Below are 23,511 nucleotides of genomic sequence, written 5' to 3'. Positions count from 1 at the left end.
TGTATGGGGGTGAGATCGATCAGCCTTCGACCCTCTTCTTCAGGTCGTGCAGTGCGGCCTCGGTGATCGCCTTCTCCGCACGGCGTTTCAGCTGTCCGATCATCGGCACCTGCAGGTCGACCATGAGCTCATAGGTGACCTTGGTCGAACCGGGAACCTGCTGAGTGAGGCTGTACCGACCACGCTGATCCTTCTGCAGATCGCTCGAGACCAGACGCCACGAGACCGAGGTCCCGTCCGGTTCCCACTCGTAGGCAAGCACATACGTGTCCCGCAGGACACCGGCGTCGAGCACGAAGCGCACCTCGAGCGCGCGCCCGGCGTCGTCGGTGCGCAGCACCTCGACCTCGCGCGCCGCGGTGACCCAGTCCGGGTAGTGCTCGAAATCGGAGATGACGGCGAGGATGTCCTCGGCGTCGGCGCCGATGACGATGTCGCGTTCGGTGTGATCGGCCATCACACGGCCTCCGCGGTCTCGGCACCTGCAGCCGGACCGCCCACGTGCCGGCCCGCCTCCAGAATCTGCTTCACCTCGAAGGACATGTCCTTGCCCGCGACCCGACGCCGTTTGTTCTCCTCCGCCAGCGCATCTGCACGGGCACGCGGGTCGTCGCCGCGCTCACCGGGCAGGGCCCGCGTCGGTTCCGCATGGAGGAAGTAGTGCAGGACGAAGCCGTCGAGGACCGCTTCGTTCCAGATCTCCATCGTCCCGGCCACCGGTCCGTCGACACGCCACCGGACCCCTTGCTCCGCACGGTCTTCACTGACCGCCAGACGAAGGTCGGGCCACCACCGCCGCCAGTTGGCGGGGTCGCCGACCACAGCAGCGGCCAGACGTGGTGCCGCGGCGACGAAAACCTCGTCGGCCACCTGGATGCTCGTCACGCCCACTAGCTTCACATACTCGCGTCGGCGCAGGGTAGTGCACCCGAACGGCAGTGGGTGATCGTCGCGATTTGCTGCAGGGATACGATCGGCTGAACGGCATCTACTGGAGGGTAACCACGATGAGTGAGTACAGCGTGCCAGCGAAGTTCTCGATCGCCGACGACGAGAACTGCACGAACATCATCTTCAACCTGGCTCAGCGATCACCTCAGCACGTCGTGTTCCGCCAGAAGCAGGGCGATGAGTGGGCTCCCATCACGGCCGCCGATGCCGCAGCACGCATCTCGTCGATCGCCAAGGGCCTGATCGCCTCCGGCATCAACCCCGGTGACCGCGTCGCACTCCTCTCGCGCACCCGTCTCGAGTGGAACCTCTTCGACTTCGCCATCTGGTCGGCCGGGGCGATCCCGGTGCCGATCTACGATTCGTCCTCGGCAAGTCAGATCGAGTGGATCCTCCGCGATTCCGGCGCCGTCGCGATCGTCCTCGAGGATGACGGCCACCGCGCCGCCTTCGAATCCATCGACTCGCTCACCGAGCCGGTCACGGTCTTCCAGATCGACCGCACCGACGGGCCGGGCGCCGTCGACGAACTCACCGCAGCCGGTGCCGACGTCCACGACGACGAGGTGGGCAAGCGCCGTGCGACCCTTGGCGCCGCCGACCCCGCCACCCTGATCTACACCTCGGGCACCACGGGCCGGCCGAAGGGGTGCATCCTCACCCACTCGAACATGCTCTCGGAGATGAAGGCGATCCTCGCCGGCGACATTCTCGACGACCTCATGAACCGGGACCACAAGCGTCTGCTGATGTTCCTGCCCCTCGCCCACGTCCTCGCCCGCGCGATCACCCTCGTCGCCATCGAGGCCGGTGCCGAGGTCGGCCACACCAGCGACATCAAGACCCTCGTCGACGAGTTCGCGGTCTTCAAGCCGTCGCTCATCCTCTCCGTGCCGCGCGTGTTCGAGAAGGTCTACAACTCGGCTCGCCAGAAGGCCCACGACGACGGCAAGGGCAAGATCTTCGACGTCGCCGCCGAGACCGCGATCTCCTACTCCGAGGCGCGCGAGAAGGGCCAGATCGGTCTCGTCCTCAAGGCCAAGCACGCCGTGTTCGACGCTCTGGTCTACAAGAAGCTGCGCACCGCCCTGGGCGGCGAGTGCGGCATGGCGATCTCCGGCGGCGGACCGCTCGGTGCGCGCCTGGGCCACTTCTTCTCCGGCGTCGGCATCCCGGTCTTCGAGGGCTACGGCCTCACCGAGACCACCGCCGCGTTCAGCGTGAACACCCCGTCGGCGTGGAAGATCGGCACCGTCGGAAAGCCGTTGTCGGGCAACACCGTCCGGCTCGGCGAGGACGGCGAGATCCTCCTCAAGGGCGGCGTCGTGTTCTCCGAGTACTGGCAGAACCCGGAGGCGACGGCCTCCGCCATCGTCGACGGCTGGTTCCACACCGGCGATCTCGGCACCGTCGACGCCGACGGCTTCATCACCATCACCGGCCGCAAGAAGGAACTCATCGTGACCGCGGGCGGCAAGAACGTCTCCCCCGCCGGCCTCGAGGACGTCATCCGCGCCAACGCCCTCATCTCGCAGGCGATGGTCGTCGGCGACGCGAAGCCCTTCGTGGCCGCCCTCATCACCATCGACCCGGAGGCCTTCCCCGCGTGGAAGGAGCGCAGCGGCAAACCCGCCGATGCCACCGTCGCCGACCTCATCGACGACGCCGAACTCCTCGCCGAGGTCCAGGCTGCCGTCGACTCGGCCAACAAGACCGTCTCGAGCGCCGAGGGGATCAAGAAGTTCCGCATCCTGCCGTCGGACTTCACCGAGGAGACCGGTGAGATGACTCCCACCCTCAAGGTCAAGCGCAACGTGGTGGTCGAGAAGTTCTCCGGCGACATCGAGGCGATCTACCAGCGGTGAACCGCGGCGGCGCCCTCCCGGGGGCGTCGTTCTGACGGGGTGTCGGGGCGTTCGATTCCCGGCACCGGCGGGCCGGCCAAGGAATCAATGCGTCCGGGCACCCGTTGGTGCCACCATGCGAGCAATCACCTACAGCCGCTTCGGCGGCCCTGAAGTCCTGGAGATCACCGACCTCCCCACCCCCAAGGTCGGACCCGACTCCGTCCTGGTCCGAGTGCGCGCATCGAGCGTCAACCCGGTGGACTGGAAGGTCCGGGAGGGCCACCTCGCCGAGGTCCTGGACACCGTGTTCCCGGTCGTCCCGGGTTGGGATGTCGCGGGCGTCGTCGAACAGGTCGGTCTGGACACTCCCGAGTTCGAGGTCGGCGACGAGGTGTTCGGATACGTCCGCAAGGACCTCGTCGGCGGCGAGGTAGCCGGCGGTACGTTCGCCGATCTCGTCTCCGCGCCGGTCCGGACGCTCGCCCACAAGCCGGCCGGCTGGTCGTTCGAGGAAGCTGCCGCCGTTCCGCTCGCCGGACTGACGGCGTACCAGACCATTCGACGGGCAGGGGTGCAATCGGGGCACACCGTGCTGGTCCATGCCGCCGCCGGTGGTGTCGGATCGTTCGCGGTCCAGATCGCACGGTCGCTGGGCGCACGGGTCATCGGCACCGCTTCCGAGACCAATCACGACTACCTGCGCAGCCTCGGCGCCGAGCCCACCACGTACGGCGACGGTCTGGCCGACCGGGTGCGCGAGTTCGCGCCCGACGGTGTCGACGTCGTCCTCGACTACGTCGGCGGTGACGCCATCGACTCGGTGCCGGACGTCCTCCGCGACGGCGGCACGGTCGCCTCGATCATCGACCCACGGGCGCGTGACGAGTTCGGGGGCCAATACGTCTGGGTCCGACCCGACTCGGCGGATCTCGCCGAACTCGGCCGGCTCGGCGACGCCGGCGACCTGAAGCCGGAGATCGCCGAGGTCTTCGACCTGCCCGACGCCTCCGCAGCCCACGAGCGCAGCCAGTCCGGGCACGTGCGAGGGAAGATCGTCGTGCGGGTGTCGGCCGAGGTGTAAGCGCCTCACTCCCGGCCGCCGGGCCGGGGCGTCGACCCCGCTGAAAAGCGCCCCTGCAATCCGCCCCTGGTTTGCGCCCCGGTCCGAAAAGCGCCCCCGAAAACCGCCCCTGGTTTGCGCCCCGGACTGAAATGCACCCCTGGGAACGACCCTCCAGCGCAGCACCGCGAGCGATATGTCGCCGGCGGCGCTGAGGAGGGCGCTTTTCCGGGGCGCATTTCTGCGCTGGGCGGAAAGCAGGGGCGCATTTCAGGGGTGGATTTCGGGGGCGCATTTCAGGCCCGGAAGCGCTCAGAGACTCAGAGCAACTGCCGCAGCCGGGCGGCCATCTGACTCCATTGCCAGTTGCCGACGACGAAACGCCGTCCGGCGGCGCCCATCTCGGCGGCGGCTGCTCGGTCACCCAGGATCGACAGGATCGCCATCGCGACGGCGTCGACGTCGGTGCCGTCGACCGTCGTGCCGGTGACCCCCTCGACGACCGTCTCTGGCGCTCCGCCCGACAGGCCGGCGACCACCGGCACACCCGTGGCCGACGCCTCGAGGTAGACGATCCCGAGGCCTTCGACGTCGAGCCCTCCCCCGCGTGTGCGGGACGGCATCGCGAAGACGTCGGCAATGTTGTGGTATGCCGAGAGTTCTTCGGCAGGAACCGATCCGGTGAAGATCACGTGGTCCTCGACGCCGATCCGGGCCGCGAGCGCATGCAGCTTCTCCGCGTACGGCCCTCCGCCGACGATGACGAGGACGGCGTCGGGCATCGTTCGGCGGATCAGCGGCAGCGCCCGGATCAGCACGTCCTGCCCCTTGCGCGGCACGAGACGCGACAGGCACAGGATCGTCGGCCGGTCCCCCAGCTCGTGGCGGTCCCGGAACTTCTGTCGCAGAACAGGATCGGGCGAGAAGCGGGCGACGTCGACGCCGGGCGGCAGGTACTCCAGTGCCGCGTGCGCACCGAAGGCCGACGCGAATCGACCTCGGGTGTACCGGCTGACGAAGGTGATCACGTCAGTGTGGCGGCCGATGTGGCCCAGCACCTGACGCGCGACGGGGAGCATCGACCAGCCGACCTCGTGACCGTGCGTACTCGCGAGGATGCGCTGCGCACCGGCGCGCCGCATCGCGGGCGCGAGGACGGCCAGCGGTGCGGCCGCGCCGAACCAGACGGTCGAGATCTGCTCGCGCCGAACGATTTCCGCTGCACGCCGGGCGACGAACGGGGTCGGCAGCATCAGCGTCGTGCGATGGCGGTACACCCGGTAGGGCACCTCGGCGTCGAAGTCGATGTGCGATCGGCCGCGCCACCGTGGCGCGTAGACGACGATGTCCTCCGGCGGGAGGAGATCGACCAGGTTCTGCAGGTACGACTGGATACCACCCGGTCGGGGCGGAAAGTCATTGGTGATCAACAGGGTTCGCGCCATCAGCCGACCTGCCCGTCGAGCCATCGACCCCATCCGGTGATGAGCTCGTCGCGGCTGACACCGAGCGCAGCCCGGATGGCGGCGTCCTGGCGAGTCGGGTCGGCGGTCGCCGCGACCCCGAGATAGAACCTCTTCAGACGCGCCTCGTCGTAACGGTCGGCGATGTAGGCGGCCATCGACCATGCGCTCTGGTAAGCGAGCTGCGAGGTCTGCCCATCCATCGCGAAGGCCGCATCGTCGGGCAGCGCGGTCGGCGTGTTCCCCGCCCGGACCGCCTCGGTCAGATCGGGTGCGGCGTCGGCGAGACGACGGTATGTGCCCTTGCGGCCGACGTACTCGGCCACGCCCTCGGTGATCCAGAGCGGGGCGTCGAGCGCCGTTTGCGAACGGGCTGCGACGTGGGTGAGTTCGTGGCGCAGCACGACGTCGAGTGTCGGCGGGGCCAGGTCGTCGGCGGCCGGGGTGAAGACCACACGCTGACCGATGGCGGTACGCCGGGCGAAGTCCACCCGGCTGTAGACGGTTGCCGCGGCCGCCGCACCGATCGCGCCGCCGTCATGCGTGACGAGATCGGCGAACTCGTCCCCGTTCGAGGTGGTCACCAGTACGGCGCGCCGATCCCACGAATCCCCCCAGAAGTCGCTCACCGCGTCGACGGCGTCGGGCAGCAGGTCGGGCAGGTTCGCCGCCGCCGGGCTGGTACGGAGGTAGCGGGTGATCACCGACGTCCCACCGGCGGTGGCGACGTCGGAGACGGAGAGTCCAGGCAGTTCCCACAACTGGGTGGGGGTCGGCTTCTCGCCGAGTGCTGCGGTGTCGCCGACGAGCTTCCACTCGTCGCCGTAGCGGGCGACCACGAACTGGGTCGTCACGACGACCTCGGGTTCGTCGACACCGGGTGCACGTTCACCGCCGAGGGCGTACCGCAACTCCACCGGTGCCACCCAGGCGTCCGAACTGCCGTTCGCGTCGAGGAGACCCTGCACATCGGCCGGTACCAGTGTCTCGGCCTCCTCCGTGGGGGCCAGCTGGTAGCGGAATCGAGCGAACTTCAACCGACCGTCGGAGTCACCGCGCGCGAACTGCCGGGGACGGAAGTTCTCGGCCGCGGTGACCCACCGGCTCGTGAACGCCGGGGTCGCCGCATCGTCGAGCAACGACCCGATCTTCTGCACGTTCCCGGACGTGATGGTCCCGGTGAGGTCGTCGAGCAGGCGTGTCACACCTTCGGCGCGCTGCTGCTCGTAAGGGTTGGCCGGCGTCGAGGTCGTCGTGGAGGTGCCACGGGAGGTCGACCCGTCGGCCGTGGACGGCTCCTGACCGCCGCATCCGGTGGTCACACCGACGAGCAGCACCACCGCGGACGCGAGCGTCGGGCGCCAACGCCCGCGGAGTGAAACCACCAGAGGAGTCTAGAACCGACGGCCGGAGTTGAACGGACCGGCCTCGTCGAGCGGGACGACCTTGACCGGGACACCGAAGGTCGAGGCGTGGATGACGTATCCGTCACCGACGTACATCCCGACGTGGTGGGCGTCCGGGTAGTAGATGACGAGGTCACCTGCCTTGAGGTCCTCGCGGGACACCGGCTTACCGCCGGCCATCTGCGCCTCACTCGACCGCGGGATGGTCTTGCCGGCCTGCTTGTAGGCCCACACCATCAGACCCGAGCAGTCGAACGAGCTCGGTCCGGTCGCACCCCACACATACGGATCACCGATGCGGGTGAGAGCGGCCTGCACGGCGACGAGCGCGGCGGCGGTGCCCTTGGGGACGATCCGCGGGTCGAAGTCGAACTTCGGTCCGCGCAGGGCGGCGAGCTGCTTGCCGGTCATCGACTGGTAGATCGCGCGGATCTGGATCGCCTGCATCTGCAGGTCGGCCTGCTTGGTCTGGAGGTCTCCGCGGACACGTTCGGCGCGCGAGACGGCCTCCGACGCCGCTAGTGCGGTCTGGTCGGCGTCCTTCTTGGCGGCCGCGGTGCGGGCGCGGACCTTCTTGATGGCGGTCAGGTCGGAAGCGGCCTGCCGCGAGATCATGTCGAGTCCCGACATCTGGTCGAGCAGCGCCTGCGGCGAGTCGCTGACCATCACGGCGTAGAGCCCGCTGACACGGGCGCCCTGGTAGCTGGCACGCACGATGGAGTCGACCCTGGCCTGGTAGGAGGCGAGCTGTTCACGGCTGATGTCGAGCTTGCGCTGGGCGTCGGCCGCGGCTCGCTTCGCCTGAGCGACGATGGAGCGCTGCTTGTCGTACTCGATCTTGGCGTTGTGCATCGCCTCGGTGGTCTTCTCGGCCTCGGTGCCGAGCTGCTTGTAACGATCGAGAAGCTGATCGGCCGATCGCGCGGGCGCGGCCTGAGCCTGACCGACACCGCCGGTCGTCAGCGGGACCACCGTCACCATCGCCGCCAGCAGACACACGGCGAGCATCATCGGGCCCGATCGAGCGCGCAGACGCGTCGCGTTCACTAGTCCCTCCCCGGAAAGCACGGTTCAGTCACTCCTCTACCGCTTCGTTCCTCCCCCGCGGACCACCCTGTCATCCCCCGATGGCCCCCGAGACTGGATCGGGCGGATCGCACAAAGCTCGCGACCCGCCCTCTCCTGATGCTCTTGTTCAGTTGATATCAGTACCGCCGGATACCGGTGAGCTGCCATTCCTTGACGGCGTCACGCTTCACGGGCGTGCCGTAGGTCGAGGAGTGGACGAACTGTCCGTTTCCGACGTAGATGCCGGCATGGCCGCCACCGTTGAAGATCATCACGTCGCCGGGCTTGGCCTCGCTGTAGGAGACCGCGCGACCGCCGCCGAGCTGGCCGTAGCTGTCACGGGGGATGGTCTTGCCGGCCTGCTTGTAGGACCAGTAGACGAGACCCGAGCAGTCGAAGGCGTTGGGGCCGGCCGAACCGTAGGAGTAGGGCGAGCCGATCTTGCTCTCCGCAGCCTTGACGGCCTTCTGACCGGCGGTCAGCTGGGGCTGCCCGAGGGGGGCGCCACCGTGCGGACGGAACTGCTGCGGGATCTGGTTCTGGCCGATACCCGGGATGGTGAACTGGCCGACGTTGGGGATCTCGACCGTGGCAGCCGGCGACTTCTTCGCGACAGGCTTGGGCGCGGGGGCGGCTTCCGGAGCCTTCTTCTCACCGGGCAGGGCCGGGATCTCGAAGGTTCCGAGCGGGGTCTCGACCGGGGCTGCGAGAGCAGGGCCGGCCGCGGCAGCGAGCGAACCGAGCGTGATCGATCCAGCGATCACCGCCTTCTTGGCAACCTTGCTCCCACGATTGGGCTGTTCCAAACGATGTTTGGGCACGAAGCGAGTTCTCCTTCAGTTTCTCCCTGTACCGCCGACCGAGTTAGCTGTCGGGTTCGGGCCGGAAGAGTGGCCCTACACGTTTTCGGCACAGCCGTATCCCAGAAGGACACTGTTGCGCGTTGACGCGATTCACCCCGATCGGGACAGTTTCGCCAGGTCATGTCAGTGATGACACGCCTGACCACGCTGCCCGAAGTAAGTGGTTCCCCGGTTCGCCCGTGCGGGCGATTGAGCGGTGACTTTGGCGGACCACTTCTGTTGAAGCGGGACGCTCCGCAAAGGTCTCAGAAAGGTTACGAAATCGTCGGCGCTGTGTCCACTAGGCAACGGACACGCAGTTCGCCACCGATTTTCAGCCCGCGCGGAGCTCGGTCGACGAGATGACTCGAAATGGCTTCTGACGTGCGGTTTTCGCAGTTCTTGCAGATCGTGCAGCAGTACTGGTGACCATTGCAGCAGACTGCAGAACATCGATCGCAAGGTCCAGTTCCGCATCGTCGTCGAGGGCCTGCACCGTTACCGAAGCTCCACTTTCACCAGGTGCATCGTCCCAGTTCGGGCCGCCGAAAAGCACTGTCATCATGCACCCGTCACAGGCGACGGGGCGGGCCGGACAGGTCGCGCAGTCAACATGCATCGTGTGATCTCCATCTCATCTGGCCGTCGGAGGGGTTTGAACTCCGAATCGGGCGGGTCACGGCGGGCAGATTCGGCGCCGTCGGCGTCGATCTCTCACTTCGAGGTGGAGACTAGGGGCCACCACCGACAAACTCGTTCGCACACTGTTCGACACATGCGTCACACCAGTAACAGGCGACGTCGGCCGACACCCCTGCCGCACCCCTCGAACCGAAACGGAACGATCGATCGGGGTGTCACATCCGCCGTGTCGGTGCGTCGAACTAGTGTTCGCCTCGTGACGCGCAGGGATGGTGGCGGTGCAGCCACAGGACAGGTGACCGCGGGACAACTGACCTTCGCCGACCTCGAGGCCGCCGACCAGGCCACCGACGGCGACGCCATCGCGAGCGAGTTCAGCGATCGCGCCCTGTTCGACACCACCCTCGTCGTCGTCGACCTCGAGACGACGGGTTCCAGCCCGACAGACGACCGCATCACCGAGATCGGTGCGGTGAAGATCCGCGGCGGCGAGGTGATCGGCGAGTTCGCCACCCTCGTCGATCCGGGCCGAGCCATCCCTCCGCAGATCGTCACGCTCACCGGGATCACGACTGCGATGGTCACCGACGCACCCCGGATCGAATCCGTGCTGCCGGCGTTCCTCGAGTTCGCCCGCGGCTCGATCCTGGTCGCCCACAATGCGCGCTTCGACATGGGTTTCCTACGACAGAACACCCTCCGCCTCCACCTGGACTGGCCCTTCAGCCTGAGTCTCTGCACGGTGACGATGGCGCGGCGCATCCTGCCGCGCGACGAGGCGCCCACGGTCAAGCTCAGCGCCCTGGCCGAACTCTTCGACGTCTCCGTCCGGCCCACCCACCGGGCCCTGGACGACGCCCGTGCCACGGTCGAGGTCTTCCACCGTCTCCTCGAACGCGTCGGGAACCAGGGCATCTCGACGGTCGGGGAACTCACCTCTTATCTGCCGCGCACCGATCCCCGTCTGCGGGCCAAGCGTCAGATGGCCGACCGCGTGCCCGCCCGTCCGGGCGTCTATCTGTTCCGCGGGCCGTCGAACGAGGTCCTCTACGTCGGTACCGCGGTGGACCTCCGACGCCGCGTCCGTTCCTACTTCTCCGGCAGCGACCCCCGACGCCGTATCGCCGAGATGGTCCTCCTGGCCGAGCGCGTCGACGTCGTCGAGTGTTCCCACGCCCTCGAGGCGGCCGTACGCGAACTCCGACTGCTCGCCGCGCACGCCCCGGCCTACAACCGGCGTTCGACACAGCCCCACAAGGGATGGTGGGTGACGCTCACCGAGGAGCGTTTCCCCCGCCTCAAGGTGAGCCGCACACCCACGGACGAGTCCATCGGGCCGGTGGGCAACCGCAACAACGCGACGACGGTGGCCGACGTCATCGCCGCGGCCGCCGGACTCCGCACGTGCACCAAACGCCTCGGCGCCACCGGATACCACTGGTGCCCCACGCCCGACGGAGTCCGTCAGCCCGGCGGATGCCACGCGGCCGCGGCGCAGCCGCAGACCGTCCCGGATTACCTGCCGCGCGTGACCGCGGCCCGCCGGCTGATGCGCGGGGAGGCCGACGATCTCCTCGACGACCTCACCGCACGCCTCGCCGACCTCTCCGAGGCCCAGATGTTCGAGACCGCGGCCCGCCACCGCGACCGGCTCGCGCTGACCATCGACGCCCTGGCGCGATGTCAGCGGCTGGCCGCGTTGTGCGCGATCGCCGAGATCGTCATCGCCCGTCCCGACGACGAACGCGGCTGGCATTTCGCTGTCGTCCGTCACGGACGGCTCGCGGCGGCCGGGCGTGCCCGGCGAGGCGTCTCCCCCATGCCGGTCGTCGACGCGCTCGTCGCCGCTGCCGAGACCGTCATCCCCGAGCCGGGGCCGTTGCGCGGGGCTCCGGCGGAGGAGGTGGCGCTGATCTACCGGTGGATGACCGAGCCCGGGGCCCGGATCGTGTCCACCACCGACCCGGTGGCACTCCCGGCGGGATGCGCCGAACGCCGGCGCGGCTGGTCGCAATCCGCACGCGATGCCCGCTCCGACGCCCGCGCGGTGGTGCACCGGACACCACGGGCCGCGCAGCGCTCGCCGATCCGCGAGCTCGTGGCCACTAGGCTTGCGCCATGATCACTGCCATCGTCCTCATCCAGGCCGACATCCACCAGATCCCGGAGACCGCTCAGGCCGTGGCCGACATCGCCGGCGTCGAAGAGGTGTACTCCTGCGCGGGCGACGTCGACCTCATCGCGAAGATCCGCGTCCGTGACCACGAGCACATCGCGTCGGTGGTGACCGGGCAGATCAACCGCTTGCCCGGAGTGCTCAAGTCCGCCACCCACATCGCGTTCCGCAGCTACTCCAGCTCGGACGTCGAGGGCGGCTTCTCCATCGGCGAGAACTAGCCGCGGGCTGCCGAACCCAGCTGGGTGCTCAGCGTCGCCCAGCGGTCGAGCAGCGTCGCCGCCGCCCCGGAGTCGATGGCGTCGGCGGCGCGATCCTTTGCCGCTCCGAGCGCCTCGGTCAGCTCGGCCGAGGTCATCGGACCCTGCTGTTCGAACGCCACGATCGCTCCGGCGGAGTTCAGCAACACCGCGTCGCGCACGGGACCTGTTGTGCCCGAGAACAACTCGCGGGCGATGGCAGCATTGGCCACCGCATCGCCGCCCTGCAGCGCGGACAACTGGACGCGCGCGATGCCCAGATCGGCCGGATCGACGCTGAGCTGGGACACCTGGCCGCCGACGACCTGCCACACCGTCGACGTCGTGGTCGTGGTGAGTTCGTCGAGGCCGTCGTCGCCGCGTACCACCAGAGCCGAACCGCCACGGTCGGCGAAGGCGCTGGCGAGGACCGGGGCTAGGTCGGAGAAGGCGCAGCCGATGAGGCCGGCCTTGGGGCGTGCCGGGTTGGTGAGTGGTCCGAGCACGTTGAACACGGTCGGGATGCCGATCTCCTTGCGCGGCGGCCCGGTGAACCGGAAGGCCGGGTGGAACACCGGCGCGAAGCAGAAGCCGATGCCGAGTTCGTCCACACACTGCGCGACGGCGTCAGCCGACAGGGTGATGTCCACCCCGAGCGCCTCGAGCACGTCGGCACCGCCGCTCTTCGACGACGCTGCACGGTTGCCGTGCTTGACGACCGCGACACCGGCGGCCGCGATCACGATCGAGGTCATCGTGGAGATGTTCACGGTGTGCGACCGGTCGCCGCCGGTACCCACCACGTCGACCGCCGGACGACTCACCTCGACGAGAGTGGCGTGGTCGAGCATCGCCTGCGCCAGGCCGACGAGCTCACCGGGCGCGGCGCCCTTCATCTTCACGCCGACACCGAAGGCGGCGATCTGGGCGCCACTGGCGCTGTCGGTCATGATCTCGTTCATCGCCCAGCCGGCTTCTTCGGCGGACAGGTCGATGCGATCGGTGATCTTGCCGAGGATCTGCGGCCAGGTGAAGGCAGACTGTGCGGTACTCACAGGCAGAGAGCCTAGTGCCCTGCCCCGCCAGGCGGACGCTGCAGTACAGACCATCGGCGAGCAATTCCGTCGTGACGGGAGCCCAGACTCGCCATCCGGGACCGTTCCTGGGACAGATGCATGGCGTCGAGCAACTGGACACGCGCCAGGACGAGCACCTCGAGCCGGTCGTCGACGGCCTGCGGCTGCGACCCCCAACGCTCGTCGTCGACCACCTCGTACCCGTCGAGCGCGGCCACCGCGGCGGCGTCGGCGAGCCGATCCGCGGGCACCTCCAGATCGTGACGCAGGATGACCTCTTCTTCTGGTCGCCACGTCGACGCCTCCAGGGCCGTCGACGAGGCGATCGCGTCATCGTCTGAACCCGCGACGACCACGACCTCGTCGGTGAGAACCAACGGACCGGCACCGCCACCGCCCCGCAACCGGGATCGCAGGCGCGCCAGGCGACCCCGGGCGACGACCCGCCCGTTGAGGTCGCGCGGACCTGAGGAATCCGAACTCGACATGACCTCACCGTAGTCACTGCGAGAAGGACGCGAACAGAGCCGTCGAACAGGGACTGCGGACACGCCGGAGTCGACAACACAGGGCCCCCGACCTGCAGCGGGACAAAAACCTGCCCCCAATATCCGACCCGGGTGGCCACCGCTTACTACGAACCGTCATACTTCACTTGTGACAAGCGCCGTAGGTACCTCAGGAACAGCCATCACCTCGCGCGTCCATTCGCTGAACCGTCCCAACATGGTCAGCGTCGGCACGATCGTCTGGCTGTCCAGTGAGCTCATGTTCTTCGCTGGCCTCTTCGCGATGTACTTCGTCGCCCGGGCCAACTCCGCTGTCGGCTGGCCCATGGAGCCAACCGAGCTGAATCTCGGTCTCGCCATACCGGTGACGACCGTCCTGATTCTGTCTTCGGTGACCTGCCAGATGGGCGTGTTCGCCGCCGAGCGAGGTGACGTCTTCGGCCTCCGCCGCTGGTACGTCATCACGCTGGCGATGGGCACGTTCTTCGTGTGCGGCCAGGCGTACGAGTACTACCACCTGGTGCACGAGGGCACGACGCTGTCGTCGAGTGCATACGGTTCCGTCTTCTACATGACGACCGGCTTCCACGGCCTGCACGTCATCGGCGGTCTGGTGGCATTCGTCTACCTCCTCATCCGCACGAAGCTCTCGAAGTTCACCCCGGCGCAGGCAACCGCCGCAATCGTTGTCTCCTACTACTGGCACTTCGTCGACATCGTCTGGATCGGACTGTTCGTCACGATCTACTTCATCCGATGACGGCGACCCCGCGCTCTGCGCGGCCAGCCCCGCAGAGCACACCTCGCCTGTCGAACGCACAGCGTAAATCGCTCTAACAAACAGTCCGTCCCGCTTAGTAGAGAGTCACAGATGAGTTCATCTCCACCGCGACCGTCGGATAGCGGCACCGACGCCCGCCGCGCCAAGGCCCGACGCAAGCTCCGTCGACGCGCAAGCGGCACCATCGTGCTCCTGGCCGGTCTGGTCATGGCCGGTGTGCTCGCCTCGGTTCTGACCCCGGACCCCCAGGTCGCGGTGGCGGACGAGAGCAACGCCGCGATGATCAACGACGGTCGCAAGCTCTACGAGACCTCGTGCATCACCTGTCACGGCGCGAACCTGCAGGGTGTGCCCGACCGTGGTCCCGCACTGCTCGGCGTCGGCGATGCCGCCGTGTACTTCCAGGTGTCGACCGGTCGTATGCCGGCCGCACGTGGTGAGGCACAGGCACAGCGCAAGCCGGCCAAGTTCACCACCGAGCAGATCGATCAGCTCGGCGCCTTCATCCAGGCCGAGGGCGGCGGACCGCAGGTCCCGCGTGACTCCAACGGCGAGGTCGCCTCGAGTTCACTCCGCGGCGACAGCATCGGCCGAGGCAGTGAGCTGTTCCGCCTCAACTGCGCGTCGTGCCACAACTTCACCGGTCGTGGCGGCGCCCTGTCCTCGGGTAAGTACGCACCCGTGCTCGACGGCGTCGACGAGGCGCAGATCTACACCGCGATGCTGACCGGACCGCAGAACATGCCCAAGTTCTCGAACCGGCAGCTGAATCCGGATGAAAAGAAAGACATCATCGCCTACGTCAAGTACGTGACCGAGGCTCAGCCCAGCGGCGGACTCGGACTGGGCGGCTTCGGGCCGGTCAGTGAGGGCATGGTGATGTGGTTTGTCGGCGTCGTCGCCATCGTCGCAGGCGCCATGTGGATGGGATCTCGAGCATGAGCGGCAGTGACAAGGACGTCCCGTCGAGGGACGAACTGGATCAGATGAGCACCGAGGAACTCGTCAAACTCGGTACCAATCTCGACGGCGTCGAGATCATCCATCGGGCCGAGCGGTACGCCGAGCCGGGTACGAAGGTCGAGAAGCGCGCCGAGCGCCAGGTCGCGATCTGGTTCACGATCGCCGGCATCTCCGCGCTCGCCTGCCTCGGCATCTTCCTGTTCAACCATTGGGAATTCGCCCTTCCGGACGATCCGAACTACTGGTGGTACACGTTCAACACGCCGCTCCTCGGAGCGACGTTCGGTCTGTCGGTGCTGGCCATCGGCGTCGCGCTGATCCTGCTCACCAAGAAGTTCATCCCGTCGGAGATCTCCGTCCAGGACCGCCACGACGGTGGCTCGTCCGAGGTCGACAAGAAGACGATCGTCGGACTCCTCCAGGACACCGGGACCACCTCGACCCTGGGTCGTCGCAAGATGATCATCGGTTCGGCCGGTTTCGGTCTGGGCGCGTTCGCGCTGACCGGACTCGTCGCCTTCCTCGGTGGCTTCATCAAGAACCCGTGGGCCGAGCGCGAGAACGCTCCCCTGTGGCACTCGGGCTGGTCGCCGATCTACAACTCGAAGGAAGACCCGAACGAGACCATCTACCTGCGTCGCGACACGGGCAACCCGTACCAGGTCGCCCTGGTCCGCCCCGAGGATCTCGACGCCGGCGGTATGGAGACCGTGTTCCCGTGGCGTCGTTCCAACGGGTTCGGCGAAACCGAGCACTCCCGTCACGCACTCATGGAGAGCCTGCACGAGGTCCGCAACCCCGTCATGCTCATCCGTCTCCGCCCCGAAGACGCGGCCAACGCCATCAAGCGCAAGGGTCAGGAGAGCTTCAACTACGGTGACTACTTCGCCTACACCAAGGTCTGCAGCCACCTCGGTTGCCCCGCCTCGCTGTACGAACAGCGGAGCAACCGCATCCTGTGTCCCTGCCACCAGTCGCAGTTCAATGCGCTCGAGTACGCCAAGCCGATCTTCGGACCGGCCGCCCGCGCTCTCGCACAGCTGCCGATCACGGTGAACAATGAGGGTTACCTCGTTGCGGCAGGCGACTTCATCGAGCCCGTCGGCCCGGCATTCTGGGAGCGTAAGTCATGAGCATCGCCGAAAAGCTCGGCGCACAAGCCGAGGAAGTCGACTCGCGGTATCACCTCGCCGCGGGTATGCGTCGCCAGATCAACAAGGTGTTCCCCACCCACTGGTCGTTCATGCTGGGTGAGATCGCGCTCTACAGCTTCATCATCCTGCTGATCTCGGGCGTCTACCTCTCGCTGTTCTTCGATCCGTCGATGACGCACATCGTCTACGACGGCGCCTACCAGCCGCTCAACGGCGTCATGATGACCAAGGCGTACGAGACCACGCTGAACCTCTCCTTCGAGGTGCGCGGCGGTCTGTTCGTCCGCCAGATCCATCACTGGGCAGCCCTGCTGTTCGCGGCGTCGATCATCATCCACATGGCGCGCATCTTCTTCACCGGTGCGTTCCGTCGCCCGCGTGAGGCCAACTGGATCATCGGCTGCCTCCTGCTGGTGCTGGCGATGTTCGAGGGCTTCTTCGGCTACTCGCTCCCCGACGACCTGCTCTCGGGCACCGGCGTCCGCGCCGCCATGAGTGGCATCGTCCTCGGCATCCCGGTCGTGGGCACCTGGATTCACTGGGCGCTGTTCGGTGGGGACTTCCCCGGCGACATCATCATCCCGCGCCTGTACGTGCTGCACATCCTGCTCTTCCCGGGCATCATCCTGGCCCTGATCGGCGCCCACCTGGCGCTCGTCTGGTACCAGAAGCACACGCAGTTCCCCGGCCCCGGCCGCACCGAGAAGAACGTCGTCGGTGTCCGGATCATGCCGGTGTTCGCGGCCAAGGGCGGCGCGATGTTCGCCTTCGTCACCGGTGTGCTCGCCATCATGGCCGGCATCTTCCAGATCAACCCGGTCTGGAACATCGGCCCGTACAACCCGGCACAGGTCTCGGCAGGTTCGCAGCCGGACATCTACATGCAATGGACCGACGGTCTGATCCGTCTGTTCCCGGCATGGGAGCTGTACCTGGGCAACTACACCGTGGTGATGTCCAACTGGGTCGTCCTGATCATCACGATCATGTTCGGTCTGATGTTCGCCTACCCGTGGATCGAGAAGAAGCTCACGGGCGACGACGCTCACCACAACCTGCTGCAGCGTCCGCGTGACACCCCGGTGCGCACGGCGATCGGCGCGATGGCGTTCTCGTTCTACATCCTGCTCACGCTGGCCTGCATGAACGACATCATCGCGTTCAAGTTCCACATCTCGCTGAACGCGACGACGTGGATCGGCCGCATCGGTCTGATCATCCTGCCGCCGGTGGTGTACTTCATCGCCTACCGCTGGGCGATCTCGCTGCAGCGCAGCGACCGTGAGGTCCTGGCACACGGCATCGAGACCGGCATCATCAAGCGCCTGCCGCAGGGTGAGTACATCGAGCTGCACCAGCCGCTCGGCCCGGTCGACAGCCACGGTCACCCGATCCCGCTCCCCTACGAGGGTGTCGCACTGCCGAAGCGAATGAACAAGCTCGGCTCCGCAGGTGCCCCGGGTACGGGTTCGATCCTGACCGCCGACCCGCCGGAGGAGCAGCTGCGTCACGTCGAGGCCGAGCACGAGCTCGAAGCCGCAGAGCGCAAGGCTCTCCGCGAGCTCCAGGCCAAGGGTGGCAACCCCCTCGGCGAGTAGTTCCACACAACAGAAGCGGGCCGTCGCGCACCAACCGGTGCACGACGGCCCGCTTCTTTGTGCGCTCACCGTTCACCACCACTCCCCTACCCCACCGGATGTGGCACGGTGGACACCATGCGCCGGTTACGTCATCGTGGTTCCGGCCTGTCCCAGATCACCCGCGGGATGGGCACTCTCGACTCCGAGATCTATGACACGATCGCCCGGTCGCCGAGCCCGCTACTGGACAAGACGATGCCGGTGCTGACTCATGCCGCCGATCACTCGAAGCTCTGGATGGCGATCGCTGCCGGACTGGCCGTGTCCGGCCGACCCTCACTGCAGCGGGGAGCCGCCCGAGGAGTGGCCTCCCTGGCCGTCACCAGTCTCGTGACCAACCAGGGCGCCAAACGGATTCGACGCCGTGCACGTCCGTCTACGGGCCTCATTCCGATCCCCCGCCGCGGACGCCGGCAACCGACGTCGAGCTCGTTTCCCTCCGGACACTCCGCCAGCGCAGCAGCATTCGCGGTGGGGGTGGCCGTTGACAGTCCGCCCGCAGGCCTTCTCCTGTCGGCGCTGGCCGGCCTCGTCGGACTCTCCCGCGTCGCGACCGGTGCCCACTACCCTGGGGATGTCCTCGTCGGGCTCGGGATCGGTGCCACGGTCGCCACATTGGGGACTCGCGTCGTACCGCCGATCACCCGGCCGTCCATCTCACTCGCCGACCCGACGGTCGTCGACGCCGAGCCCCGCCCCGACGGCACCGGTCTCGTCGTGGTGGTGAACCCGGCCTCCTCGGACGGGCGTGGTCGTCGTGTTCTCGACGACATCCGGGAGTCACTCCCCGGAGCCGAGATCGTCGAGCTCGGCGAAGATGACGACGTCGCCACGGTATTCGCTGATGTCGCGACTCGCGCTTCGATCGTCGGGGTCGCCGGCGGAGACGGCACAGTCGCCGGCGCCGCGCGCGTGGCCATCGACGCGAACCTGCCGCTCGCCGTGTTCCCCGCCGGCACCTTCAACCACTTCGCACGCGACATCGGTTGCAGCACGGTCGAAGACACCGTCACCGCCATCGCGAGGGGTTCGGTGTCCCGCGTCGACGCGGTGTGGCTCAACGACTCCCGGCTGATCCTCAACACCGCGAGCATCGGTGCGTACCCGCATTTCGTGCGCATCCGGGAGCGACTCCGGCATCGCATCAGCCGTCCGCTCGCCACGGCCACCGCCATCTTCCGGGTGATCCGCAAGGACGCCCACGTCTGTATCGAAGTCGACGGACGGGTCCTCGACGTATCCCTGTTCCTGATCGGCAACTCGATCTACCAACCCACGGGTTTTCTGCCCACGCGCCGCCTACGGCTCGACGACGGGCTGCTCGACGTGCGCATCCTGGAGACCGGACACCGCTGGGCCACCCTCCGCCTGCTGGGCGCGCTGGCCGCCGGCCGGTTGGAGCGCTCGCGCCTCTACCACGAGATGCAGGTCCCCGAGTTCCGGTTCACCGCCGTCGACGGCCCCGTGGCGGTGTCCCATGACGGCGAGGTCGAGGACAGCTTCACCGACGCCCATTTCCGCGTCGACTACCGCAGGCTCAAGGTGTACGGCCCCGTGCGGCGATGAGACGCCGAGGCCCGGACAGCCGCTGACACAGACAAAAAGACGACGCCCCACCGTGGAGGTGGGGCGTCGTCTGTGTTGGTTCTACCGAGCGATCAATGCTTCTCGGGTCCGACGTGGTACTCGAAGACGAGTCCGGCGGCGGCGCCCATGATCGCCACGGCCGCGAAGATCGCGAGCCACCAGTTCCCGGTGGCGAAGCCGACCGCGAAAGTGGAGGCGCCCAGGGCGATCAGGATCGGCCACCAGGAGTGCGGGCTGAAGAAGCCCAGCTCGCCGGCGCCGTCCTCGATCTCGGCATCCTCGTAGTCCTCGGGGCGGATCTCGACGCGACGCGACACGAACCGGAAGAACGTGCCGGCGATGAGCGTCAGGCCCGCGGCGAAGAACAGGCCGACGACGCCGACCCACTCGATACCCTTGCTGGTGAACGCGGTGAACAGGGTGTACGCGACACCGGTCAGCGCGAAGAAGGCTGTCAACATCTCGAAGAGACGGGCTTCGATCTTCATCGTCAGCTCTCCTTCTTGGTGCAGTTGGCGAGGGTCGGGTCATCCGGGTTGCCGGATGCGGTCACCGAGCCGTCGGACTTGCGTCGGCTGTCGAACGGAACCGTGGTGACGGCTTCCGGGGCCTGGCAGATCGACGCGAGCGCCTCGGCGTTGGTGGCCTCGGGGTTCGACTGACGGAACTTGATGTAGCTGTCGAAGTCCTCCGGCGAGACCGCGCGGACCTCGAAGTTCATCATCGAGTGGTAGGTACCGCACATCTCGGCGCAACGGCCGACGAATGCTCCGGTCCGGTCAATCGAGCCGATCTGGAAGATCGGGTCGGTCGAGTTCTCCTTCGGGAACGGCATGACGTCGCGCTTGTACAGGAACTCCGGTACCCAGAACGAGTGGATGACGTCGGCCGAGGCGATGTTGAACTCGATGCGCTTGCCGGTCGGGAGCACGAGGACGGGGATCTCCGTCGACGAGCCGACGGTCTCGATCTTGTCGAACTTCAGGTAGTCGCGGATGTCGTCGTCACGACCGCCGGCGGGGCCGGGCAGCTCGCCACCGTGCTCACCCTCGACCTCGGGCTCGACGACGGCCTTGCCGGCCTGCTGCTGGACCTGGAACGGGTTACCCGCGGCCTCGAAGCCGTCGTAGGTCGACCCGTCGCTGAAGATGACCTTGTTGTAGCCGAACTTCCAGTTCCACTGGAACGCGGTCACATCGACCACGACCTTGGAGTCGTCGTTCTTGCCCTCGACGTCGTTCTGCACGATCACGGTGAAGTAGAACAGCACCGCGATGATGACGAACGGGATCGCCGTGTAGGTGAGCTCCAACGGGACGTTGTACGCCGTCTGACGCGGGAAGACGCCCTTCTTGGCGTCGTTCGCACGATGGAACGTGATCGTCCAGAAGATCAGGGCCCAGACCAGAATGCCCATGACGAGTGCGGCGATGACGGACCAGGTCCAGAGATCGACCATCTTCTTACCCTGGGGCGTGATGCCCTCGGGCCAACCGAAACGCATCGCCTCATTGGCGTCACATCCCGACATCAGCAGTGCGCCGAGTCCGAGAGCGACGACGATTCCCAGTCGCTTCATCGTCTGCGACGCGGATGAGACACGCCGCGCTCGGGGCCGTCCACCGTGTGCCAATTTCACGCCTTCCTGCTCGCTCACCGGCGCCCTCGCGCCGCAGTGAGTGCATGCCACATGACCTGCAAGGGCGAGTACCCGCCGTGGACACACGACGAGAGTCTCGCACCTAGTACTACGCAGCGTAGACCAACCGGGAGAAGCTTTCGTGATTGGGGTTTGATCCGGTCGTGTCCGAGCCCTCCAGGTCGGAATCCCGCTGGTGGCTCAGGCATACTCGGACGCGACCCGACGCCCGTCGGGACCTGTGCTCGCGACGAGATTGGGGAGAAGCCAACGTGTGTGGTCTGCTCGGCCTTCTGACATCCGACCGGACGGCCGCCGAGGTCGTCGACGCGGTGGCGGTGGCCTCGCACTGCATGCGGCATCGCGGGCCCGACGAGCCGGGCACCTGGCACGACGAGAACATCGTCTTCGGTTTCAACCGGCTCTCGATCATCGACATCGAGCACTCCCACCAGCCGCTGCGCTGGGGTCCGCCGGAGAACCCGGACCGCTACGCCCTGGTCTTCAACGGCGAGATCTACAACTACCTGGAGATCCGCGCCGAGCTCGCCGAGAACGAGGGCGCGGTCTTCCGCACCGAGGGTGACAGCGAGGCGATCGTCGCGGCTTTCCACCACTGGGGTCCCGACGCCGTTCGCCGTCTCCGCGGCATGTTCGCCTTCGCCATCTGGGACACCGAGAACCGGTCGCTGTTCCTCGCGCGCGACCCGTTCGGCATCAAGCCGCTGTTCGTCGCATCGGGGCCGGGCGGACTGCTCTTCGGCAGCGAGAAGAAGTCGCTGCTGGAGCTCATCGAACGTGTGGGACTGTCCAAGGACCTGGACCCACGGGCCGTCGAGCACTACACCGTGCTGCAGTACGTCCCCGAACCCGAGACCATCCACGCGTCGATCCGTCGACTCGAGTCGGGATGCCACGCGACCGCCTCCCCCGGCAGCCCGCTGTCGATCCGCCGCTACTTCACGCCGCAGTTCGGCGTGAAGCCGGTCACCGACGCCACGCGCCAGAAGCGTTATGACGAGATCGCCGACGTCCTCGCGGACTCGGTCGCCAAGCACATGCGCGCCGACGTGACCGTCGGCTCGTTCCTGTCCGGCGGCATCGACTCGACGGCCATCGCCGCGCTGGCGATCCGCCACAACCCCGACCTGATCACCTTCACCACCGGCTTCGAGCGCGACGGCTACTCCGAGGTCGACGTCGCCGCCGAATCGGCCGAGGCGATCGGCGCGAAGCACGTCGTCAAGGTCGTCGGACCGTCGGAGTTCATCGAGGCGCTGCCGTCGATCGTCTGGTACCTCGACGACCCGGTCGCCGATCCCGCCCTGGTCCCGCTCTACTTCGTCGCCGCGGAGGCACGCAAGCACGTCAAGGTCGTGCTGTCTGGTGAGGGCGCCGACGAGCTGTTCGGCGGCTACACCATCTACAAGGAGCCGCTGTCGCTCGCGGCCTTCGACCGTCTCCCCCGCCCGCTGCGGCGGGCGGCCGGCAAGATCTCCGACCGCATCCCCGAGGGCACCCGCGGCAAGAGCCTGCTCCACCGCGGCTCGCTCACGCTCGAGGAGCGCTACTACGGCAACGCCCGCAGCTTCGACGACGCGCGACTCCGCGCGGTGCTGCGTGATTACCGCCCCGAGTGGACCCACACCGACGTCACCGCGCCCATCTACGCGATGAGCGAGGGCTGGGACCCGGTTGCCCGCATGCAACACCTCGATCTCTTCACGTGGCTGCGCGGCGACATCCTGGTCAAGGCCGACAAGATCACGATGGCCAATTCCCTCGAGTTGCGCGTGCCGTTCCTCGACCCCGAGGTCTTCGCGGTCGCCGAGCGCCTGCCCCACGACGAGAAGATCTCGCACGGCACCACCAAGTACGCCCTGCGCAAGGCGCTCGAGCAGATCGTCCCGGCGCACGTCCTGCACCGTAAGAAGCTCGGCTTCCCGGTCCCGATCCGCCACTGGCTGGCCGGCACCGAGATGTACGACTGGGCCCACGACACGATCACCAAGAGCCAGACCGACCACATCTTCGACAAGAACGCGGTCATCGCGATGCTCAACGAGCATCGGGAAGGCGTGGTGGACAACAGCCGTCGCCTGTGGACGGTCCTGATCTTCATGATCTGGCACGGCATCTTCGTCGAGGGCACGATCGTGCCGGACATCGTCGACCACACGTACCCGGTCCGGCTCTAGTCCCATTCGCTGCCCGATCCGAACGAACGCGACGCAACCTTCGCTGCCTGAGCAGCCTATGAGGGTTTGTGTCAATGGGTCCTGTGGTGGGGTGTGGGCGTGTGGGTGTTGCCGGGCGGCCTGGTTGGGCGGTCCGGGTGCGGGTGCTGGTGGTGGTTGGTCGGCCGGGGTCGTGCCTGGCGCGGGCTCTACCTAGCGGTCAAACGGGTTGGTACCCAACAGCCTTCATCCGAGCTCGGGTCGCGCCGGGTGGGACTGCTCAGGCTCAGG

General features: G+C 67.2%; 21 protein-coding genes and 1 riboswitch. Of the genes, 10 read left to right on the top strand and 11 right to left on the bottom strand.

Translation table 11 applies throughout. From position 1 onward, the window contains the following. Positions 1-19 precede the first annotated feature (19 nt). Together LQD00_RS16070 and LQD00_RS16065 are read right to left on the bottom strand one after the other, a co-directional pair. On the bottom strand, positions 20-457 hold the full coding sequence (locus LQD00_RS16070; protein WP_232718159.1) for an SRPBCC family protein: 438 nt from the start codon (positions 455-457) through the stop codon (positions 20-22). Further along, positions 457-900: a hypothetical protein gene (locus tag LQD00_RS16065; protein ID WP_232718158.1), complete on the bottom strand. Its 444-nt coding sequence runs from the start codon at positions 898-900 to the stop codon at positions 457-459. Before LQD00_RS16065 ends, LQD00_RS16070 begins: the two co-directional genes overlap by 1 nt. 107 nt (positions 901-1,007) lie before the next feature. Here LQD00_RS16065 and LQD00_RS16060 point away from each other — a divergent pair, with 107 nt between their 5' ends. After that, positions 1,008-2,816, top strand: a complete 1,809-nt coding sequence (locus tag LQD00_RS16060; RefSeq protein WP_232718157.1) for an AMP-dependent synthetase/ligase — start codon at positions 1,008-1,010, stop codon at positions 2,814-2,816. Positions 2,817-2,931: 115 nt separating this feature from the next. Beyond that, a complete protein-coding gene (locus LQD00_RS16055; protein WP_232718156.1) occupies positions 2,932-3,879 on the top strand; it encodes an NADP-dependent oxidoreductase in 948 nt (315 codons plus the stop codon). Positions 3,880-4,178: 299 nt separating this feature from the next. Here LQD00_RS16055 and LQD00_RS16050 read toward each other — a convergent pair whose 3' ends face one another. From LQD00_RS16050 to LQD00_RS16030, 5 genes are all read right to left on the bottom strand, one after another. Continuing rightward, positions 4,179-5,303 carry a glycosyltransferase family 4 protein gene (locus tag LQD00_RS16050; RefSeq protein ID WP_232718155.1) on the bottom strand — a complete coding sequence of 375 codons (1,125 nt, stop codon included), beginning with the start codon at positions 5,301-5,303 and terminating at the stop codon, positions 4,179-4,181. Next, a complete protein-coding gene (locus tag LQD00_RS16045; RefSeq protein ID WP_232718154.1) occupies positions 5,303-6,706 on the bottom strand; it encodes a gluzincin family metallopeptidase in 1,404 nt (467 codons plus the stop codon). The genes LQD00_RS16050 and LQD00_RS16045 overlap by 1 nt, the downstream gene beginning before the upstream one ends. Before the next feature lie 9 nt (positions 6,707-6,715). Next, entirely contained in the window at positions 6,716-7,735 is a 1,020-nt protein-coding gene (locus LQD00_RS16040) for a C40 family peptidase (RefSeq protein ID WP_232718198.1), read from the bottom strand. A 197-nt stretch (positions 7,736-7,932) separates the two neighbouring features. After that, complete coding sequence (locus LQD00_RS16035; RefSeq protein WP_006867824.1) at positions 7,933-8,616, bottom strand: C40 family peptidase; 684 nt, start codon at positions 8,614-8,616, stop codon at positions 7,933-7,935. A 17-nt stretch (positions 8,617-8,633) separates the two neighbouring features. Continuing rightward, positions 8,634-8,864: riboswitch (cyclic di-AMP (ydaO/yuaA leader) on the bottom strand. Between the two features lie 107 nt (positions 8,865-8,971). Then, on the bottom strand, positions 8,972-9,202 hold the full coding sequence (locus tag LQD00_RS16030) for a hypothetical protein (RefSeq protein ID WP_232718153.1): 231 nt from the start codon (positions 9,200-9,202) through the stop codon (positions 8,972-8,974). Positions 9,203-9,535: 333 nt separating this feature from the next. Between LQD00_RS16030 and LQD00_RS16025 the strand changes: the two genes are divergently transcribed. Together LQD00_RS16025 and LQD00_RS16020 are read left to right on the top strand one after the other, a co-directional pair. Next, positions 9,536-11,401, top strand: a complete 1,866-nt coding sequence (locus tag LQD00_RS16025; protein ID WP_232718152.1) for a DEDD exonuclease domain-containing protein — start codon at positions 9,536-9,538, stop codon at positions 11,399-11,401. Further along, positions 11,398-11,676 carry an Lrp/AsnC family transcriptional regulator gene (locus LQD00_RS16020; protein WP_005200119.1) on the top strand — a complete coding sequence of 93 codons (279 nt, stop codon included), beginning with the start codon at positions 11,398-11,400 and terminating at the stop codon, positions 11,674-11,676. Before LQD00_RS16025 ends, LQD00_RS16020 begins: the two co-directional genes overlap by 4 nt. On the opposite strand, the gene trpD is transcribed toward LQD00_RS16020, so the two are convergent. Then, the gene (gene trpD / locus LQD00_RS16015) at positions 11,673-12,749 is read right to left on the bottom strand and encodes an anthranilate phosphoribosyltransferase (RefSeq protein ID WP_232718151.1); all 1,077 of its coding nucleotides are present in this window, start codon (positions 12,747-12,749) and stop codon (positions 11,673-11,675) included. The two genes, LQD00_RS16020 and trpD, sit on opposite strands and share 4 nt — an antisense overlap. A gap of 11 nt (positions 12,750-12,760) precedes the next feature. Beyond that, entirely contained in the window at positions 12,761-13,258 is a 498-nt protein-coding gene (locus LQD00_RS16010; protein WP_119032657.1) for a hypothetical protein, read from the bottom strand. Between the two features lie 169 nt (positions 13,259-13,427). On the opposite strand from LQD00_RS16010, the gene ctaE reads away from it, so the two are divergent. From ctaE to LQD00_RS15985, 5 genes are all read left to right on the top strand, one after another. Beyond that, positions 13,428-14,039, top strand: coding sequence for an aa3-type cytochrome oxidase subunit III (ctaE, locus tag LQD00_RS16005; RefSeq protein WP_119032658.1), 612 nt, complete (start codon positions 13,428-13,430; stop codon positions 14,037-14,039). Between the two features lie 111 nt (positions 14,040-14,150). Further along, on the top strand, positions 14,151-15,002 hold the full coding sequence (qcrC, locus tag LQD00_RS16000) for a cytochrome bc1 complex diheme cytochrome c subunit (RefSeq protein ID WP_119032659.1): 852 nt from the start codon (positions 14,151-14,153) through the stop codon (positions 15,000-15,002). After that, the gene (qcrA, locus tag LQD00_RS15995; RefSeq protein WP_119032660.1) at positions 14,999-16,156 is read left to right on the top strand and encodes a cytochrome bc1 complex Rieske iron-sulfur subunit; all 1,158 of its coding nucleotides are present in this window, start codon (positions 14,999-15,001) and stop codon (positions 16,154-16,156) included. The genes qcrC and qcrA overlap by 4 nt, the downstream gene beginning before the upstream one ends. Then, positions 16,153-17,775: a cytochrome bc1 complex cytochrome b subunit gene (gene qcrB / locus LQD00_RS15990; protein WP_119032661.1), complete on the top strand. Its 1,623-nt coding sequence runs from the start codon at positions 16,153-16,155 to the stop codon at positions 17,773-17,775. The genes qcrA and qcrB overlap by 4 nt, the downstream gene beginning before the upstream one ends. A 168-nt stretch (positions 17,776-17,943) precedes the next feature. After that, positions 17,944-19,383 (top strand): bifunctional phosphatase PAP2/diacylglycerol kinase family protein, encoded by a 1,440-nt coding sequence (locus LQD00_RS15985; protein WP_174718339.1) that lies wholly within the window; start codon positions 17,944-17,946, stop codon positions 19,381-19,383. Positions 19,384-19,475: 92 nt separating this feature from the next. On the opposite strand, the gene LQD00_RS15980 is transcribed toward LQD00_RS15985, so the two are convergent. Together LQD00_RS15980 and ctaC are read right to left on the bottom strand one after the other, a co-directional pair. Beyond that, positions 19,476-19,892: a cytochrome c oxidase subunit 4 gene (locus LQD00_RS15980; RefSeq protein ID WP_119032662.1), complete on the bottom strand. Its 417-nt coding sequence runs from the start codon at positions 19,890-19,892 to the stop codon at positions 19,476-19,478. Positions 19,893-19,894: 2 nt separating this feature from the next. Beyond that, positions 19,895-20,983 (bottom strand): aa3-type cytochrome oxidase subunit II, encoded by a 1,089-nt coding sequence (gene ctaC, locus LQD00_RS15975; protein WP_119032663.1) that lies wholly within the window; start codon positions 20,981-20,983, stop codon positions 19,895-19,897. Positions 20,984-21,315: 332 nt separating this feature from the next. On the opposite strand from ctaC, the gene asnB reads away from it, so the two are divergent. Then, positions 21,316-23,241 carry an asparagine synthase (glutamine-hydrolyzing) gene (asnB, locus tag LQD00_RS15970; RefSeq protein ID WP_232718150.1) on the top strand — a complete coding sequence of 642 codons (1,926 nt, stop codon included), beginning with the start codon at positions 21,316-21,318 and terminating at the stop codon, positions 23,239-23,241. Positions 23,242-23,511: the final 270 nt, after the last annotated feature.

Source organism: Gordonia metallireducens (assembly GCF_021245825.1).
Lineage (GTDB): Bacteria > Actinomycetota > Actinomycetes > Mycobacteriales > Mycobacteriaceae > Gordonia > Gordonia namibiensis.
The sequence above is the reverse complement of the archived record's forward strand: the minus strand, read 5'-3'. Positions and strand labels throughout refer to the sequence as shown.

Excerpts from the sequence above, each read along its gene's own strand:
- LQD00_RS16040 (WP_232718198.1), bottom strand. The coding sequence starts at position 7,735 with ATGCTCGCCGTGTGTCTGCTGGCGGCGATGGTGACGGTGGTCCCGCTG.
- qcrC (WP_119032659.1), top strand. The coding sequence starts at position 14,151 with ATGAGTTCATCTCCACCGCGACCGTCGGATAGCGGCACCGACGCCCGC.
- LQD00_RS16020 (WP_005200119.1), top strand. The coding sequence starts at position 11,398 with ATGATCACTGCCATCGTCCTCATCCAGGCCGACATCCACCAGATCCCG.
- LQD00_RS16055 (WP_232718156.1), top strand. The coding sequence starts at position 2,932 with ATGCGAGCAATCACCTACAGCCGCTTCGGCGGCCCTGAAGTCCTGGAG.
- LQD00_RS15980 (WP_119032662.1), bottom strand. The coding sequence starts at position 19,892 with ATGAAGATCGAAGCCCGTCTCTTCGAGATGTTGACAGCCTTCTTCGCG.
- LQD00_RS16060 (WP_232718157.1), top strand. The coding sequence starts at position 1,008 with ATGAGTGAGTACAGCGTGCCAGCGAAGTTCTCGATCGCCGACGACGAG.
- LQD00_RS16010 (WP_119032657.1), bottom strand. The coding sequence starts at position 13,258 with ATGTCGAGTTCGGATTCCTCAGGTCCGCGCGACCTCAACGGGCGGGTC.
- qcrB (WP_119032661.1), top strand. The coding sequence starts at position 16,153 with ATGAGCATCGCCGAAAAGCTCGGCGCACAAGCCGAGGAAGTCGACTCG.
- ctaC (WP_119032663.1), bottom strand. The coding sequence starts at position 20,983 with ATGAAGCGACTGGGAATCGTCGTCGCTCTCGGACTCGGCGCACTGCTG.
- LQD00_RS16050 (WP_232718155.1), bottom strand. The coding sequence starts at position 5,303 with ATGGCGCGAACCCTGTTGATCACCAATGACTTTCCGCCCCGACCGGGT.
- qcrA (WP_119032660.1), top strand. The coding sequence starts at position 14,999 with ATGAGCGGCAGTGACAAGGACGTCCCGTCGAGGGACGAACTGGATCAG.
- LQD00_RS16030 (WP_232718153.1), bottom strand. The coding sequence starts at position 9,202 with ATGATGACAGTGCTTTTCGGCGGCCCGAACTGGGACGATGCACCTGGT.
- LQD00_RS16070 (WP_232718159.1), bottom strand. The coding sequence starts at position 457 with ATGGCCGATCACACCGAACGCGACATCGTCATCGGCGCCGACGCCGAG.
- LQD00_RS15985 (WP_174718339.1), top strand. The coding sequence starts at position 17,944 with ATGGGCACTCTCGACTCCGAGATCTATGACACGATCGCCCGGTCGCCG.